This is a genomic window from Streptomyces erythrochromogenes (assembly GCF_040684695.1).
GTDB classification, from domain to species: Bacteria; Actinomycetota; Actinomycetes; order Streptomycetales; family Streptomycetaceae; genus Streptomyces; species Streptomyces erythrochromogenes_C.
The window spans coordinates 20,016-33,623 of sequence record NZ_JBFBGM010000010.1; the positions used below are offsets into that span (position 1 = coordinate 20,016).

At 71.1% G+C, this 13,608-nt stretch carries 13 protein-coding genes; 6 read left to right on the forward strand and 7 right to left on the reverse strand.

Going from position 1 to position 13,608, the window contains the following annotated elements:
• The first annotated feature begins 57 nt into the window (after positions 1–57).
• Positions 58–2,331, forward strand: a complete 2,274-nt coding sequence (treY, locus tag AB0O53_RS17000) for a malto-oligosyltrehalose synthase (RefSeq protein WP_350993832.1) — start codon at positions 58–60, stop codon at positions 2,329–2,331.
• Here the strand turns inward: treY and AB0O53_RS17005 are convergent.
• Entirely contained in the window at positions 2,272–3,276 is a 1,005-nt protein-coding gene (locus AB0O53_RS17005; RefSeq protein ID WP_365196307.1) for a LysR family transcriptional regulator, read from the reverse strand. The two genes, treY and AB0O53_RS17005, sit on opposite strands and share 60 nt — an antisense overlap.
• Positions 3,277–3,360: 84 nt before the next feature.
• Between AB0O53_RS17005 and lpdA the strand changes: the two genes are divergently transcribed.
• The 3 genes from lpdA (at position 3,361) to AB0O53_RS17020 (ending at position 7,573) form a co-directional block, all read left to right on the forward strand.
• The gene (gene lpdA / locus AB0O53_RS17010; protein ID WP_365196310.1) at positions 3,361–4,773 is read left to right on the forward strand and encodes a dihydrolipoyl dehydrogenase; all 1,413 of its coding nucleotides are present in this window, start codon (positions 3,361–3,363) and stop codon (positions 4,771–4,773) included.
• A gap of 156 nt (positions 4,774–4,929) precedes the next feature.
• Positions 4,930–6,393: a M14 family zinc carboxypeptidase gene (locus tag AB0O53_RS17015; RefSeq protein WP_365196313.1), complete on the forward strand. Its 1,464-nt coding sequence runs from the start codon at positions 4,930–4,932 to the stop codon at positions 6,391–6,393.
• Positions 6,394–7,315: 922 nt separating this feature from the next.
• On the forward strand, positions 7,316–7,573 hold the full coding sequence (locus tag AB0O53_RS17020) for a GntR family transcriptional regulator (protein WP_365196315.1): 258 nt from the start codon (positions 7,316–7,318) through the stop codon (positions 7,571–7,573).
• Between the two features lie 55 nt (positions 7,574–7,628).
• On the opposite strand, the gene AB0O53_RS17025 is transcribed toward AB0O53_RS17020, so the two are convergent.
• The 6 genes from AB0O53_RS17025 to AB0O53_RS38405 form a co-directional block, all read right to left on the reverse strand.
• Positions 7,629–8,195 (reverse strand): GNAT family N-acetyltransferase, encoded by a 567-nt coding sequence (locus AB0O53_RS17025; protein WP_365196318.1) that lies wholly within the window; start codon positions 8,193–8,195, stop codon positions 7,629–7,631.
• A complete protein-coding gene (locus tag AB0O53_RS17030; RefSeq protein ID WP_365196321.1) occupies positions 8,188–8,922 on the reverse strand; it encodes a lasso peptide biosynthesis B2 protein in 735 nt (244 codons plus the stop codon). The genes AB0O53_RS17025 and AB0O53_RS17030 overlap by 8 nt, the downstream gene beginning before the upstream one ends.
• On the reverse strand, positions 8,811–10,514 hold the full coding sequence (locus AB0O53_RS17035) for an albusnodin/ikarugamycin family macrolactam cyclase (protein ID WP_365196324.1): 1,704 nt from the start codon (positions 10,512–10,514) through the stop codon (positions 8,811–8,813). Before AB0O53_RS17035 ends, AB0O53_RS17030 begins: the two co-directional genes overlap by 112 nt.
• A gap of 76 nt (positions 10,515–10,590) precedes the next feature.
• A complete protein-coding gene (locus tag AB0O53_RS17040; protein WP_365196327.1) occupies positions 10,591–10,725 on the reverse strand; it encodes an albusnodin family lasso peptide in 135 nt (44 codons plus the stop codon).
• Positions 10,726–10,805: 80 nt separating this feature from the next.
• Complete coding sequence (locus AB0O53_RS17045) at positions 10,806–11,228, reverse strand: hypothetical protein (protein ID WP_365196330.1); 423 nt, start codon at positions 11,226–11,228, stop codon at positions 10,806–10,808.
• A 58-nt stretch (positions 11,229–11,286) separates the two neighbouring features.
• Complete coding sequence (locus tag AB0O53_RS38405) at positions 11,287–11,511, reverse strand: DUF7848 domain-containing protein (RefSeq protein WP_494517993.1); 225 nt, start codon at positions 11,509–11,511, stop codon at positions 11,287–11,289.
• A gap of 103 nt (positions 11,512–11,614) precedes the next feature.
• On the opposite strand from AB0O53_RS38405, the gene AB0O53_RS17050 reads away from it, so the two are divergent.
• Together AB0O53_RS17050 and AB0O53_RS17055 are read left to right on the forward strand one after the other, a co-directional pair.
• Positions 11,615–12,448: a helix-turn-helix domain-containing protein gene (locus AB0O53_RS17050; RefSeq protein WP_365196332.1), complete on the forward strand. Its 834-nt coding sequence runs from the start codon at positions 11,615–11,617 to the stop codon at positions 12,446–12,448.
• Positions 12,445–12,660 (forward strand): DUF397 domain-containing protein, encoded by a 216-nt coding sequence (locus AB0O53_RS17055; RefSeq protein WP_365196335.1) that lies wholly within the window; start codon positions 12,445–12,447, stop codon positions 12,658–12,660. The genes AB0O53_RS17050 and AB0O53_RS17055 overlap by 4 nt, the downstream gene beginning before the upstream one ends.
• Positions 12,661–13,608: the final 948 nt, after the last annotated feature.

Consider the following 13,608-nt stretch of genomic DNA (forward strand, 5'->3'; position numbering starts at 1 on the left):
CACTCGGATGCATTGGGTCATGGCACGGAATCCGGCAGGCTGGGTACGTACGTTCTCATGAGCCAGCCGCGCCCGACCCCCGCATCGGAATCTGATGTTCCGAAACCCGTCACCCCGGCGTCGACGTACCGTCTCCAACTGCGCCCGGAATTCCCCTTCGCGGCGGCCGAGGCGGCCGTGCCGTACCTCGCCTCGCTCGGCGTGTCGCACCTGCACCTCTCCCCCGTCCTGGAGGCGGTGCCCGGATCGGCCCACGGGTACGACGTCACCGACCATTCGCGCGTACGGGCCGAGCTGGGCGGCGAGCCCGGCCTGCGGGCCCTGGCCCGCTCGGCCCGGGAGCACGGTCTCGGCCTGGTCCTCGACATCGTGCCCAACCACATGGCGGTGCCGACGCCGCTCCGGCTGAACCGGCCGCTGTGGGAGGTGCTGCGGGACGGGCCCGACTCGCCGTACGCGCGCTGGTTCGACATCGACTGGGAGGCCGGCGGCGGGCAGGTGGTGCTCCCGCTGCTCGCCGGGCCGGCGGACTCCTGCGACCTGCGGGTCGACGGCGGGGTGCTGCGCCACGGGGAGCAGGAGTTCCCGCTGCGGGAGGGGACCGAGGGTCTGGCGCTGCCGGAGCTGCTGGCCGCCCAGTGGTACCGGCCCGCCTGGTGGCGGGAGACCTCCACCGCGCTCAACTACCGCCGCTTCTTCACCATTTCCGAGCTGATCGGGGTCCGGGTGGAGGATCCGGACGTGTTCACGGCCACGCATGCGAAGGTGCTGGAGCTGGTCCGGGACGGGGTCGCGCAGGGGCTGCGGATCGACCACGTGGACGGGCTGGCCGACCCGGAGGAGTACCTGGGCCGGCTGCGGGCCGCCGCAGGCGACGACTGCTGGGTGGTGGTCGAGAAGATCCTGGCGCGCCACGAGCGGCTGCCGGCCGGCTGGCCGGTGGCGGGGACCACCGGGTACGACGCGCTGCACCGGGTCGACGGGGTGTTCACCGACGCCGGGGGTGCCACGGAACTGGCGGCCCGGTACGGGGAGTCCACCGGTCTGCCGCAGTGGCCGGAGACCGCCCGGGCCTGCGCGCGGGAGGTGCTGACCGGCGACCTGGCCGCCGAGCTGGGGGCGCTGGAGCGCCGGGCCGGCACGGAACTGGCTCCCGCCGTACGTGAGTTGCTGATCGCCTTTCCCGTCTACCGGCCCTACCCCGGCGAGCCCGAGCTGCCGCCGCAGGCGCTGGAGCGGGCGGCCGAGCTGGCCGGTCCGGCCGCGGTGGCCGGCGTACGGGAGCTGTTGCTGCGCGATCCCGCCTTCGCCGCCCGCTTCGCCCAGACCTCGGCCGCCCTGCGCGCCAAGTCCCTGGAGGACCGGGCCTTCTACCGGTACGCACCGCTGCTTTCGGCCACCGAGGTGGGCGGGGAGCCGGGGCGTCCGGCGGTGTCGCCCGAGGAGTTCCACGCGTACTGCGCCGCGCTGGCCCGGGACTGGCCGGAGACGGGCACGGTGCTGTCCACGCACGACACCAAGCGCAGCGCCGACGTCAGGGCCCGGATCTCGGCCCTGTCGCAGGCGCCGGAGCTGATGGACGGGGAGAGCGCGGCCCCCGACCCGCACCTGGCCTGGGTGGCGCGGCAGACCGCGCTGGGGCTGGGCCGGGCTCCCGAGGCGGTGCCGCGGCTGGCCGACGCCCTGCTCAAGGGGGTCCGCGAGGCGGCCCTGCACACCAGCTGGACCGATCGGAACGAGGAGTACGAGACGGGCGTCCCCGGCTACGCCCCGGCCCCGCTCGACCTGCCGGCGGAGCTCGCGGAGGCGGCCCGCGCGAACCTGCTCGGCATGGCGCTGCTGCACCTCGCGATGCCGGGGGTGCCGGAGGTCTACCAGGGCGCGGAGACCGAGTACCGGGCCCTGGTAGACCCGGACAACCGGCGCCCGGCGCACTTCCCGCGCGAGGTGCTGGCGCGGCTGGACGCGGGGGCCGTCCCGCACGGCCCGGCCGAGGAGAAGCTGGCCCTCACGGCGGTGCTGCTGCGGCTGCGCCGGGACCGGCCGGAGCTGTTCCGCGGCTACGCCCCCGTCGCGGTCCGGGGCCCGGCGGCCGGCCACCTGGTGGCCTTCACCCGCGCTCCGGGCCTGCTGGTGGCGGCCACGCGGCTGTCCCACCGGCTGGCGGCGTCGGGCGGCTGGCACGACACCCGCGTGGACCTGCCGCCGGGCACGTGGACGCCCGTCCTGCCGGCGCGCGGTGGGCGGAGCGCCGCGGCCGCGCACAGCGGCTCAGCCGGGGTGGCCACACTGCTGGACGACCACCCGGTGGGGGTCTGGGTCCGCCGGTGACGCACCGGCCGCCACCGGCTCGATGACGGCCGGCCCGGTGGCGGCCGGCCCGGTGGCCGCGGGCCCGGGCCCGCCGGCCGTCCGCAGGAGCTCCGCGAAGGCGGCGGCCGCGCCGGTCAGCGGGACCCGGGAGAAGACCGCCAGGGGCCGGTGCCACGGCGGGTCGAGGGAGAGCAGGACGCAGTCCTCGCCGACGGCGCCCCGGGCCATGTGGGCCGGGGCCATGACGATGCCGACCCCGGCGGCCGCCATCCGCACGGCCGTCGAGGTGTGTTCGGTACGGAGCACCGTGCGCGGGGTGAAGCCGACCTCGCCGCAGGCCCGGTCGAGCACGAGAACGCCGTCGACGAGCGGCTCCATCGCGCAGCGGATCCAGTCGCGGTGGGCGAGCTCCGCGAGGCGGACGCAGCCCCGGCGCGCCAGCGGATCGTCGAAGGGGACGACGACGACCAGCTCCTCCCGGCCGAGGCGGAGCAGCGGGCCGGTCCAGCTCGCGGGCTCCGGCCCCACGGCGAGGTCGGCGACACCCCGTTCCAGCTGTTCCTCCAGTGCCTCGGTGGAACCGTATTCGCGCAGCACCAGCGACACCCCGGGGTGCAGGGCCCGCCAGCGTGCCACGACGCCCGGCAGCAGCCCGACGGCGACGGCGTGCACGGTGGCGAGGTGCAGTTCACCGCCGGCCACCCCGGCCGCGGCCCGGGCGGCCCGCTCGGCCTGACGGGCGCTGCGCACGGCGAGCTGGGCGTGCGGGAGGAAGGCGCGGCCCATGGCGGTGAGCCGGACCCCGCGCGGCATGCGCTCCAGCAGGGCCCCGCCCACGGACCTCTCCAGGGCCTTGACCTGATGGGAGAGCGCCGGCTGGGTGACGTGCAGGGAGTCCGCGGCGCGGGTGAAGGAGGACTCCTCCACGACGGCGAGGAAGTACTCCATCTGGCGCAGGCTCATGGCCCCGAAGCATAAACATCCTGCATGGCAACCAGAAGATCATTTCCTTGGACCGGAGGGCAACGGGCGCTGCACGCTGGGGACATGACCAACGACAGCACCGTGGATGTGATCGTGATCGGCGGGGGCACCGGCGGCTACAGCACCGCCCTGCGCGCCTCGGCCCTGGGCCTGACCGTTCTGCTGGCGGAGCGCGACAAGGTCGGCGGGACCTGCCTGCACCGGGGGTGCATCCCCAGCAAGGCCATGCTGCACGCGGCCGAACTGGTCGACGGCGTCGCCGAGGCGCGCGAGCGCTGGGGGGTGCGGGCGAGCGTGGAGTCCGTGGACTGGGCCGCGCTCACCGCGACCCGGGACGACATCGTCTCCCGCAACCACAGGGGTGTGGAGGGGCACTTGGAGCACGCCGGGGTGCGGGTGGTGCGCGGCTCCGTGCGGTTGACCGGCCCGAGGTCGGTACGGGCCGAGGACGGGCGGGAGTTCACGGCCACCCGCGGGATCGTGCTGGCCACCGGGTCCCGGCCGCGCACGCTGCCCGGTCTGGAGCCCGACGGACACACGGTGGTGACCAGTGACGACGCGCTGTTCGCCCCCGGGCTGCCGGCCTCGGTGCTGGTGCTCGGCGGCGGGGCGATCGGGGTGGAGTACGCCTCCTTCCACCGGTCCATGGGCGGCGCGGTGACCCTGGTCGAGGCGGCGGACCGGCTGGTCCCGCTGGAGGACGCGGACGTGTCGCGCCATCTGGCGCGCGGGCTGAAGAAGCGCGGGATCGACGTACAGACCGGCGCCCGGCTGGAGGGGGCCGAGCGGCTCGCGGAGGGCGGTGTGCGGGCGGTCGTGCGCACCGTGCGCGGGGAACTGCGCGAGGTGCGGGCGGAGCGGCTGCTCGTGGCGGTCGGGCGGGTCCCGGTCACCGACGGGCTGGACCTCGCGGCGGCCGGGCTGACGGCCGACGGGCGCGGGTTCGTGGCGCCGGCCGACTGGTCGCGGCTGGAGACGGCCGTCCCGGGCGTCCACGTGGTGGGCGACCTGCTGCCGCCGCCCTCGCTCGGGCTGGCGCACGCGTCCTTCGCGGAGGGGCTGCTGGTCGCCGAGACCCTGGCCGGGGTGGCCGGCGCACCGGTGGACTACGCGGCGGTGCCGCGGGTGACGTACTCGGCGCCGCAGACCGCCGCCGTCGGGCTGACGGAGGCGCAGGCGCGCGAGGCGGCGTACGACGTGGTGGTGAACACGATGCCGCTGACGGCCGTGGCGAAGGGCATGGTGCACGGGCAGGGTGGCACGGTGAAGGTGGTCGCGGAGCGGGACGGGCGGGTGCTGGGGGTGCACCTGGTGGGGCCGCACGTGTCGGAGATGATCGCGGAGGGCCAGCTGATCGTGGGCTGGGACGCGGAAGCCTCGGACGTGGCCCGGCACGTGCACGCCCACCCGACCCTCTCGGAGGCGGTCGGCGAGGCGTTCCTGAGCCTGGCGGGGCGCGGTCTGCACCAGCGGTAGCGCGCGGGGCCGGAGGAGGTGCGGGGAGGGTGCGGGGAGGGTGCGGCATAGCCTTGGCCAGGGCTTTCGCCGGAGTTCGGGGGAACTGCGGGGCCCGCGCAGCAGTAGGGGGCGGGCCCGGCGGGCATGGCATCCCTTGTGACTCTCCTCCGTGACATGTGCTACCCCACACCGCAGGAACTCGGGCTGGCCGCCCGCGCTCTGGCGGACGAACACCCCGGCGAGGTCCGGCTCCGCCAGGCCGGCACGTCGCGGGCCGGGCAGCCGATCTGGGTGCTGTCCGTCGCGGCGACCTCGGGACCCGGCACGGACGGCCCCGGCGGCGCCGAGGGCCCCGGCGGCCCGGTCGCCGCGGCACGGGCGGACGGCTCCGGTGGCGCGACCGGCCCCGTAAACCCGGCCTACCCGGCGCGCGAGGACGGCTCCGGCGGTTCGGCCGACGCGGCGCGCGGGGACGGCGGCCCGGCGCGCGGGGACGCCCGTAACGTCCTCGTCGTCGCCGGGGCGCACGCCAACGAGCCCGTCGGCGGCGCCACGGCGCTCTCCCTCGCCCGCCGGCTCCTGCGCGACCCCGCGCCGCGCGCGGGCTGCGGCTGGCACTTCCTGCTCTGCGCCGACCCGGACGGCGCGGACCTGCACCGCACGCCCCGTCCGTACACGCTGCTGGACTACCACCGGTGGTTCTACCGGCCGCCCGGACCCGAACAGCCCGAGTGGGCGCCCTCTTTACTGGCCGCGGACCGGCTGCCGCCGGAGACCCTGGCGCTGCTCGCGCTCATCGACGAGCTGCGGCCCGTCCTCCAGGTCTCCCTGCACGCCACCGATCTCGGCGGCTCCTGGGTGCAGCTCACCCGGGACGTACCCGGCCTCGCCGAGCCGTTCGGCACGTCGGCCGCCGAGCTGCGCATCCCCGTGGAGAACGGCGCCTCGGACGCGGCCGGCTGGCCCTCCCCCGGGCCCGGGATCTTCGTGATACCGCAGCCGGGGAGCGAGGCCGCCGGGGCGTTCCACCCGGAGGACACCCGGCTGAGCACCTGGTACCACGCCCACCGGTACGACGGCACCACCGCGATCGTCGAAGTCCCCATGTGGGCCTCCGACCTGGTGGACGATCCGACTGCGCACCCCGACCCGCGCGGGGCCCTGCGGATGCTGGCCGGGCGGCTCACGGCGGACGCCGCGCTCGTCGGCGCGGCCCGTGAGGAGACCCACGGCCGGGACCGGGACCGGCCGGGTCCGGGCCCCTACGAGGACCCGGCCGCGGCCGCGCTGCTGCGCGCGGTGGACTGGACGCTCGCGCTGATCCCGCGGATCACCGCCGAGTGGACGGGCGCCGGCGCCCCCACCGAGGCCACGGCGGCGTACATCGCCAGCATCGACGCCTTCGGGCGGCGGCTGTCGCTGCGCGCGGCGGCGATGCTGCTGCGGGTGCTGCGCGCCGAGGGGCATCCGGCGGCGCCCGGACTGGACCGGCTGGTCACCGGGTGGTGCGAGGAGTTCGCGGCCCGGTTCGGGGCCCGCTGGATCCCGGTGGCCACCCAGGTGGAGCACCAGTCCCGTACGGTCCTGGCCGCCTACGACAAGCTCGTGGCGGCCGGCCGCGCCACGGGCAGGGCGTAACGGAACTTGGGGTTCGATGCGGCGCCGAGGCGGTCGTAGAACCGGATCGCCCCCTCGTTCCCCGATGCTCCTCAGTACCGCTTCTGAGACTAGTGCACGCCGAGCAGAAGTGAAGCCCCGCCCGACACTTGGCCGAACGGGGCTTCCTCTGCGGCCCTACCGGGCTACTCCGGGGGGTGGGGCAGCACCGGGGAGGGTGTCCAGCCCGTTCCCCGCTCGCCCGGCATGGGACCTGGGGCAAGTTCCTCGGCATGTTCGGGGCAGGCCCACAACGTCGTTCCGGGGCCGCTGGTGCTCTGGATCTCGCGTACTGCCACGGGGGCAGTCGTGATCTTCTTACAGGCCACGCACACCGCTACATCACCGGTCGGGGGTGCTGCGGTCAGTCCGTCCCGGGTCACGCCGAAACCACCGCAGCAGTGAACGCGGACGCGGGAAACGGGGCACCGTCGTACGTGTACGGGTAGTCCACGCCCTGAGCCGCGTACTCAACAGCGCGCCGACGTTCGCGGATCACGCCCAGCTCTATCGTCTGCTCGGCTTCCCGGGCGAGCAGCCACGGTCCGATGCGGTGAAGCCACGGGGACGGAATCGAGCGCGCCAGGACGTGAGTGGGAATCGGGCTGGTCGGAGCGCAGATCACACGGGGAAGGGTCGTCGGCTCAGGGATGGGGGCTGCCGCGTGTCGTCCTCGGGCGGGCAGGAGTGTCCGCAGTACCCACAGCAGTGCACGGGCGATAGAGTCGCGCATGTCGTTTCAGCTCCTGTTAGCTGATCGGCGGAGCCCCGGCGGACCGGTCCTAAGCGGTCCCCGGGGCGTTTTCATGCCTGACGCTAGGCCAACCTGTATAGGTCCGTCTAGGCATGTTCAAGCATGTCTAGATGATGGCTGGAGCTAGGCGGGTTGACTACGCTTCCGCCCATGGCAGCGCGCGAAATCGACCCCCGGGCCCCGGAGCCCCCCTACCGGCAGATTGCTGCGGACCTTGCCGCGGAAATCGCCTCCGGCGTCTTGGCCCCTGGTCGGCCGCTTCCGTCCGAGAAGGAGTTGACGGAGCGGTACGGGGTAGCTCGGAACACGGCTCGGTCTGCGCTTGCGGTACTTCGGGAACGCGGACTGATCTTCACCGTGACGGGCAGGGGGTCATATGTGACCGAGCCTGCCAGCGGGAACGACTAGCGGTTCGGTGGGGCTCCACCCGTGTGCGCAGCGAGTAGAGCCCGGAGCGCTGAAGTCAGTCACCGAGGATGGCGGCAACGGCGGATTTCCCAGGGAAGTCCTCCGGCACGGCGTCCATGATCAGTTCGTCCACGGGCTTGCCGAGCCAGAATCCGGAGCGTCGCAGCCGGCCCGCGGAACGGAACCCCGCCTTTTCGTACGCGCGGGTTCCGACCGAGTTGGGCTCCAACACCTTGAGCCACACCGCCCGCAGGTGGGCGAGGTGAAACGCCCAATCCAGCGTGAGCCGAGCCGCTTCGCTCGCGTAGCCCTTCCCCCGTTCCTCGGGGGCGAGAACCATCACGAACTCTGCGGTGCGGACGTAGGTGTTGACTTCCAGAATCGTCATTCCCACGGGCGTGCTGTCGTCCAGCCGGACCACTTCGAACTGCTGGAATCGGTCGTTGCCCCGTTGCCGCTCGTATCCGGCGGCGCGAACCTCCCATGCCTGCGCCCACTGGTTTCCGTACCCCGTGATGGTCGCGGGGTCGTTCTCCCACTTGTGGTACTCGGGCAGCATGTCCGCGCGGGGCATGGCGAGGGCGAGGGTTTCACCGCGCAACAGGATATGCGCTTCACTCACGGTCGTACCTCCTGGTGGCCCGTGCCGTTCCGGGGCCGTCTGGTGTGTAGGTGGGGGTATACAGGGCGGTGTCCGCCGGTTCTTCGACCGGAGCCCCGTCCGGGCCCGCAATCCACGCGTGCAGCCGTACGGGGTCCGCTGCTACCCCGTGTCGCCACTCGGCGCGGCGTCGAACGACTGTCAGTGCGAGTGCAGCAGCCGCGGAGTCCTCCAAGCACGCCCAACGCATCGGCATGCACTGAGCGGCCCAGCGAACGGCCCGGACAGCGTGGCGAGCCTGCCCCACCGTGGCCGGTCGTAGGTCACGCCCCGAACACGCGAGGCGGACAAGCCGCGAGAACCGGTTCCGGCGGGGACCGCAGACCCCCGCTGCGGCAGTAGCGAGGACTACCGGCACCGCGAGGATTCGCCACCGTAGCGGTGCCGGAGCCGGCTCGGGCGGGGCTGCCGACTGTTCTACGGTTCCCCATGTCAGAACCGTCTCGGGCAGGTGAACTACGGTTGCCCCGAGTGCAGTTACAGCATCAAAGGTAGGACGTAGCTCGGTGCGGCCCGTGTCGTAATTGATCACCACGGATGCATGGGGTGCACGGGCAACCACGGTGTTGACTCGGCTCACTGTGCACCCGCCGGGGCCTGTACGGGGCGTGCCCACTCGGTTCCGGGCGAGCACTTCACGGCCTCCAGCCACATTTCGGCTGCGAGGGCGGACAGCAGCGGGGGCCATACGGTTTCCGCCCCGAGGGCAGCCGCGTGAACCGTTGCGCGCAGGGGTTCCGGCCTGATGAGTCCGAGGGCCGCTAGGTGCCCGTCCGCGAGGCTCAGCACGCGGGCTCGGTTCGTCCGTAGCCCTAGGTGGAAGTCGCCGACCATGAGTCCTTTGGCGGCCCTGGTGCGGTGCGCGTCGGGCAGCAGATCGGCGAACGTGTCGGCGAGCATCGGTTTGTACCGCCGAGCCGAGTAGCGCTGTTCCACTGGGGCCGAGACCACCGCGTCCAGGACCGCGCCGTCAAAGTAGGGGTTGTGGAGTGCAAGGCCGAGCGCGTCCGCGAGCTGGTGTTCCGAGTGCGCCGAGCGTGCCACCGTGCGGAGTTCGGTGACCAACGCCATGTCCGGATCGGTGCCCGAGGGGGCAACCACCCTTGGTACGGGTGCAGCAAGCCACGGGGGACGCCCGAAGTTCGCACGGCCTATCCGGTAGGCATTGCCCCGCAGTGCGGCAGCGATCAGCGGTCGCGGACTCTTGCGGCGTAACCGGGCCCAGTCCCTCGCGTCCCCGAGCATTCGCACCCAGTTCCCGCTACGGGCGAGACTGGCCAGATGCGCGGGGGTGGACAAGAACAGGTTGTCCCCGCCGTCCCCGGTCAGGTGACAGACGGATCCGGCAGCGGCAGCCGTGACGAGCTGGTCCGAGAACATCGCCCACACGGCTGTTGACGGGGCCGGCTCGTCGGTAGCAGGCAACAGCACGTCGGTTGCCGTGAACGGCAAGTGCCGGGCGTCCAACGGGAACGGGAAGTGCTTCAGACCCGGAACGCTCAGAGCCCGCGCGTACCGCAGGTCCCCGCCACTGGCGATGTCCCTCGGGTGCGCGGTCATGCCGGTAACAGTCCCGTGCTGTGCGGCAAGCAGCGTGACCGTGGTGGAGTCCATCCCAGCAAGGTCCGAGGACACCGACACCCCCGCGACCCGAGCCCGAACCCCCTCGCCGAGTGCGTGCCGCAGCGCTTCCGATGCATCCAGGGGCGTGCGCCTCCTTGGCGACCACCAGCGCGTAACCGACGGACCGCCCTCGGTGCCGAGCGTCAGCAAATGCCCCGCGGGAACGGGGGCCACTCCAGTCCACGCACTTCGGTCCGCGGCGGGACTGTGCCGGTCCCGCAGGAACGCAGCGAGCCACCCGAGATCGACGCGTCCGCCGGCGAGTGAGGACAGGGCGAGGGAACTGGACCCCCACACCGGCCCGTCCGGCGTGCTGACCGTATAGAGGGGCGAGGCGGCCCCTGTGTCCGCGACCACTTCCACGCGGACCCGCTCGGTCAGACGAACCACCGTGTGCGAGCCTGCCCACGTCCGCACGATCGCTGCAAGATCGGGAGCGGCAAGAGCACGGGCAATGTCGTGGACGGTCGCCGAGCAGGGGCCGAGCACAGCGATTCGCGCGGATCCGAGTTCCACGGTTCGGATGTGCTCCCGCTGCCAGTCTCCACAGACCCATAGCGCAGGGTCGTGCCACAGCACGCGCGCTCCTGCGGGCAGTGGGGCGGCTCGGCTGCCTGGTGCGCGTCCGCCGTACCACCGTGCCGTGTGCTTCTGCATCTAGTCATCCCTTCCACGGCTGAACCCGAGCGGCCCCCATTGGGATCACTCCCGCAGGGGGCCGCCGGGAACTGGTCTAGCTGTACGGGGTCTGCTTCGACTCCGTGGATTCCGACGTAGCGCCCCGCGTCAGCGCGGCAGCGTCACCGAGAACGATTACCGGCGGGGTGTCCAGCTCTTCAGACATCCCCGTGTTGGGTTCCTGGTCCATGCGTTTCCCTCCTTTCCGAATCGTTGGGACAGGACCCGCCCTGGTCGTCGGGGGGAGCCATGAACGGCCAGGGCGGGAATCTAGGGGGTTGCGGTGTCGTCGGGCAGGCCGTAGCCCGCACCGCGCAGGATCTCGGGCGCCATGGCTTCCACAGCGGCATGCAGTACGTCGATGACCTGCCAGGTGTGTCCTCCGGGGTGTGCCTTGTACTGCGAGCATCCGTCCCCGGTTCCGCCCGGCTCGTCATCGGTGAAGGGACAGTCAAGGCGAACCCTTAGAGCCTCGGGCGGCTCGTCCCCTACCCATTCGGCCCACACCGCGGAGTCGTCGGGCAGGGGCCGCACGATGTCTTGATGGGGGCCGGCCGTGTGCTCCAGCGTGCAGCGCAGATCTGTAGTCACCGACTCCGGGGCCCCGAGGGCGAACCCCTCGATGTGGAGTGCAGCGAATGCGAGATCCTGCGGCAGTTGAGACATGGCACCGCACACGTAGCGTCTGAGCATCAGCGTTCTCTCTCTGTGTGCGATCAGAGCTGCAACGTGGCGATTGGTGCCGTTGCCGTCACGGTTCGCGCTCCACAACCGCCATGTCCGTGAACGTGCGCTGGAACGAGCGGTGCCCGGTTCTGCCCGAGTGACCGAGACAGGCCAACTCACATTCCTTCACGGTGAGACCGTCCCGGGCCGTCCACTCGCAGTCGATCTTGAGGCACCGTGCTCCTACGGTCGCTTCGGTGCCCGGGTGTCGCCGGATGGTGTGCTTGACGTGCCGAAAAGCCGTACCCACGGCTGCTCCTCTCCGTAGCAGTGTCGCTACCGGGGAGCATCAGCGTGGCCTAGGCTCAAGTTGTCTTCAACTTACGGTGATTGACAGACAAGTTGGGAGTCCCATGGCCAACCGCAAGGATCTCGACCCGGAGCGTTCCCCGGCTGCTGCCTTTGGCGTGCTTCTACGCAGCTTGAGAGATGAGCGCGGTTGGACACAGGATGAGCTAGGCGAGCGAATGGGGTGCTCAGGGGCGCACATCTCCGCTGTAGAAAATGGTCGCCGGTCACCAACTCAACGGTTTGCCGCAAGTGGAGACAGAGCCCTGGGGACCGGTGACCGGCTGGTCCGCCAGAGTCGAGCGGTTCGACACACCGCGCTCCTTGAAGGGTTCCCCGAGTACGTCACCCATGAGGGACGCGCAGCAGAAATCCGGCTGTATGAGGTCGGCGTGATACCTGGGCTCCTTCAGGTCCCCGCCTACGCAACAGCCCTGGAGGCTGACGCCGTTCGCAGGGAGGCCATCACGGTTGACCAGGCCAACGAACGGGTGGAGCTGGTTGCGCGTCGGCAAGCCGTCTTGGCGGCTCGGGCCCCTTCACCACTGATCCACATCGTTCTTGATCAAGGATGCTTGTTGCGCCCGATGGGATCGCCAAGGATCATGACCGCCCAGTATGAACGGTTGATTGAGTTCGCCGCGCGGCCGAGTACCGTTCTGCAAGTCGCCCCGTTCAGCATGGGTGCACGACGCCCGTTCAGCCTGCCCATCACCGTGCTGACGATGCCCGATCGCTCGCTACTGTCCTACGCGGAGTCGTCTCAACGCGGCCACCTGGAGCGAGAAAGTGCGGCGGTCATACCCATGCTGACGGCCTACCATCAGCTACAGGCCGAATCGCTGTCCCAGGCGGCATCAGTGGCCATGATCAAGAAGTTACGAAAGGGCACCCCGTGACGACCACGACCGAATCCCCTCGTTGGTTCAAGTCCTCGTACAGCGGCAACGGCGGCCAGTGCATCGAAGTCGCTTTCAACCTTTCCGGCCCCCTCGGCCTGGTTCCGGTCCGAGACTCGAAGATGGTCGGCGGCCCGATTCTCAGCTTCGCCGCCCCCGCCTTCAGCTCATTCGTCACGAGCGTCAAGGCTGACCAGCTCGGGGCAGTCTGACCAGCACACACCACCAGGGCCCCGCCACTCCCCATCGAGCGGCGGGGCCTCGCCGTATCACGCAGCCAGGGACGAAATCGACAGGCCAACGGGCGGAGCCTGGTCGGGGGTACGGTCGGTGAGGTAGACACCCCACCCATCATCGCCACGACTTCCGACGATCCGGCGCGTGCTGACTCCATACCGCTTCACCAGGCCGGTACGGCGGAGCGCAGCAGCCAGACGGAACATCTCCGCGGCAGCATCCTCGCGGGCCCCGTGCCCGCCAACGAAAACGCGTGTGCTCACGCTGCGGCCCCCATGGTCGAGCTGCCGACGGTGCGGGGCCCGTGCTGCCCCCACTCGCAAGCTGTCCACACTTCATCCCACAGCACCCACAGCCCGGTTCGGCTGTCTCGGACGTACTGAGCGGAGCCGGCCAGCCCGCCCGTTCGCCGGTACCGCGTCAGCAGTCGGAAGCTGGGATACGGACCTCCCAGCAGCCGGGACACCATCTGTCCCGCGGTGCTGACCACCGTGAACAGCCCCTCACACGAACACACAAGTCCATCCCCCACAATTCCGGGCATGTCGGGACACTCTTGCCATGTCCCGTCAGTCCCCCACCCGCGATCCCCCGTGGCCGGAATGATCACGTACGACTCAACGGCAAACCTCTCGCTGTGCGTAACCATGGGGAGGACTGTATCCCGAGGCACTGACAACCGGGAATCGTTTTTGATCACGTTCGATATCACGACAGGATCACGCACTCATCCGGCACCTTGACTGTCTGACCAGCGGATTAGTTGTAGGTCTAGACCAGACGTGATCGATTCGTTACCAAATCCATGGCGCTCCGGAAAACAGAAAAACCCCCGCCGGAGCGAGGGTTTCCCTGCGGAACCATAGGGACTAGATGTCACTCAAAGTGATATCCATGCATGGCAGTTGGCGTAAAATCACCTG

What these genes read in the sequence shown, in the direction of transcription:
- treY (WP_350993832.1), top strand. Translation starts at nt 58, where the DNA reads ATGAGCCAGCCGCGCCCGACCCCCGCATCGGAATCTGATGTTCCGAAA.
- AB0O53_RS17005 (WP_365196307.1), bottom strand. Translation starts at nt 3,276, where the DNA reads ATGAGCCTGCGCCAGATGGAGTACTTCCTCGCCGTCGTGGAGGAGTCC.
- lpdA (WP_365196310.1), top strand. Translation starts at nt 3,361, where the DNA reads ATGACCAACGACAGCACCGTGGATGTGATCGTGATCGGCGGGGGCACC.
- AB0O53_RS17015 (WP_365196313.1), top strand. Translation starts at nt 4,930, where the DNA reads ATGTGCTACCCCACACCGCAGGAACTCGGGCTGGCCGCCCGCGCTCTG.
- AB0O53_RS17020 (WP_365196315.1), top strand. Translation starts at nt 7,316, where the DNA reads ATGGCAGCGCGCGAAATCGACCCCCGGGCCCCGGAGCCCCCCTACCGG.
- AB0O53_RS17030 (WP_365196321.1), bottom strand. Translation starts at nt 8,922, where the DNA reads ATGGCCCCCGCTGCTGTCCGCCCTCGCAGCCGAAATGTGGCTGGAGGC.
- AB0O53_RS17035 (WP_365196324.1), bottom strand. Translation starts at nt 10,514, where the DNA reads ATGCAGAAGCACACGGCACGGTGGTACGGCGGACGCGCACCAGGCAGC.
- AB0O53_RS17040 (WP_365196327.1), bottom strand. Translation starts at nt 10,725, where the DNA reads ATGGACCAGGAACCCAACACGGGGATGTCTGAAGAGCTGGACACCCCG.
- AB0O53_RS17045 (WP_365196330.1), bottom strand. Translation starts at nt 11,228, where the DNA reads ATGCTCAGACGCTACGTGTGCGGTGCCATGTCTCAACTGCCGCAGGAT.
- AB0O53_RS17050 (WP_365196332.1), top strand. Translation starts at nt 11,615, where the DNA reads ATGGCCAACCGCAAGGATCTCGACCCGGAGCGTTCCCCGGCTGCTGCC.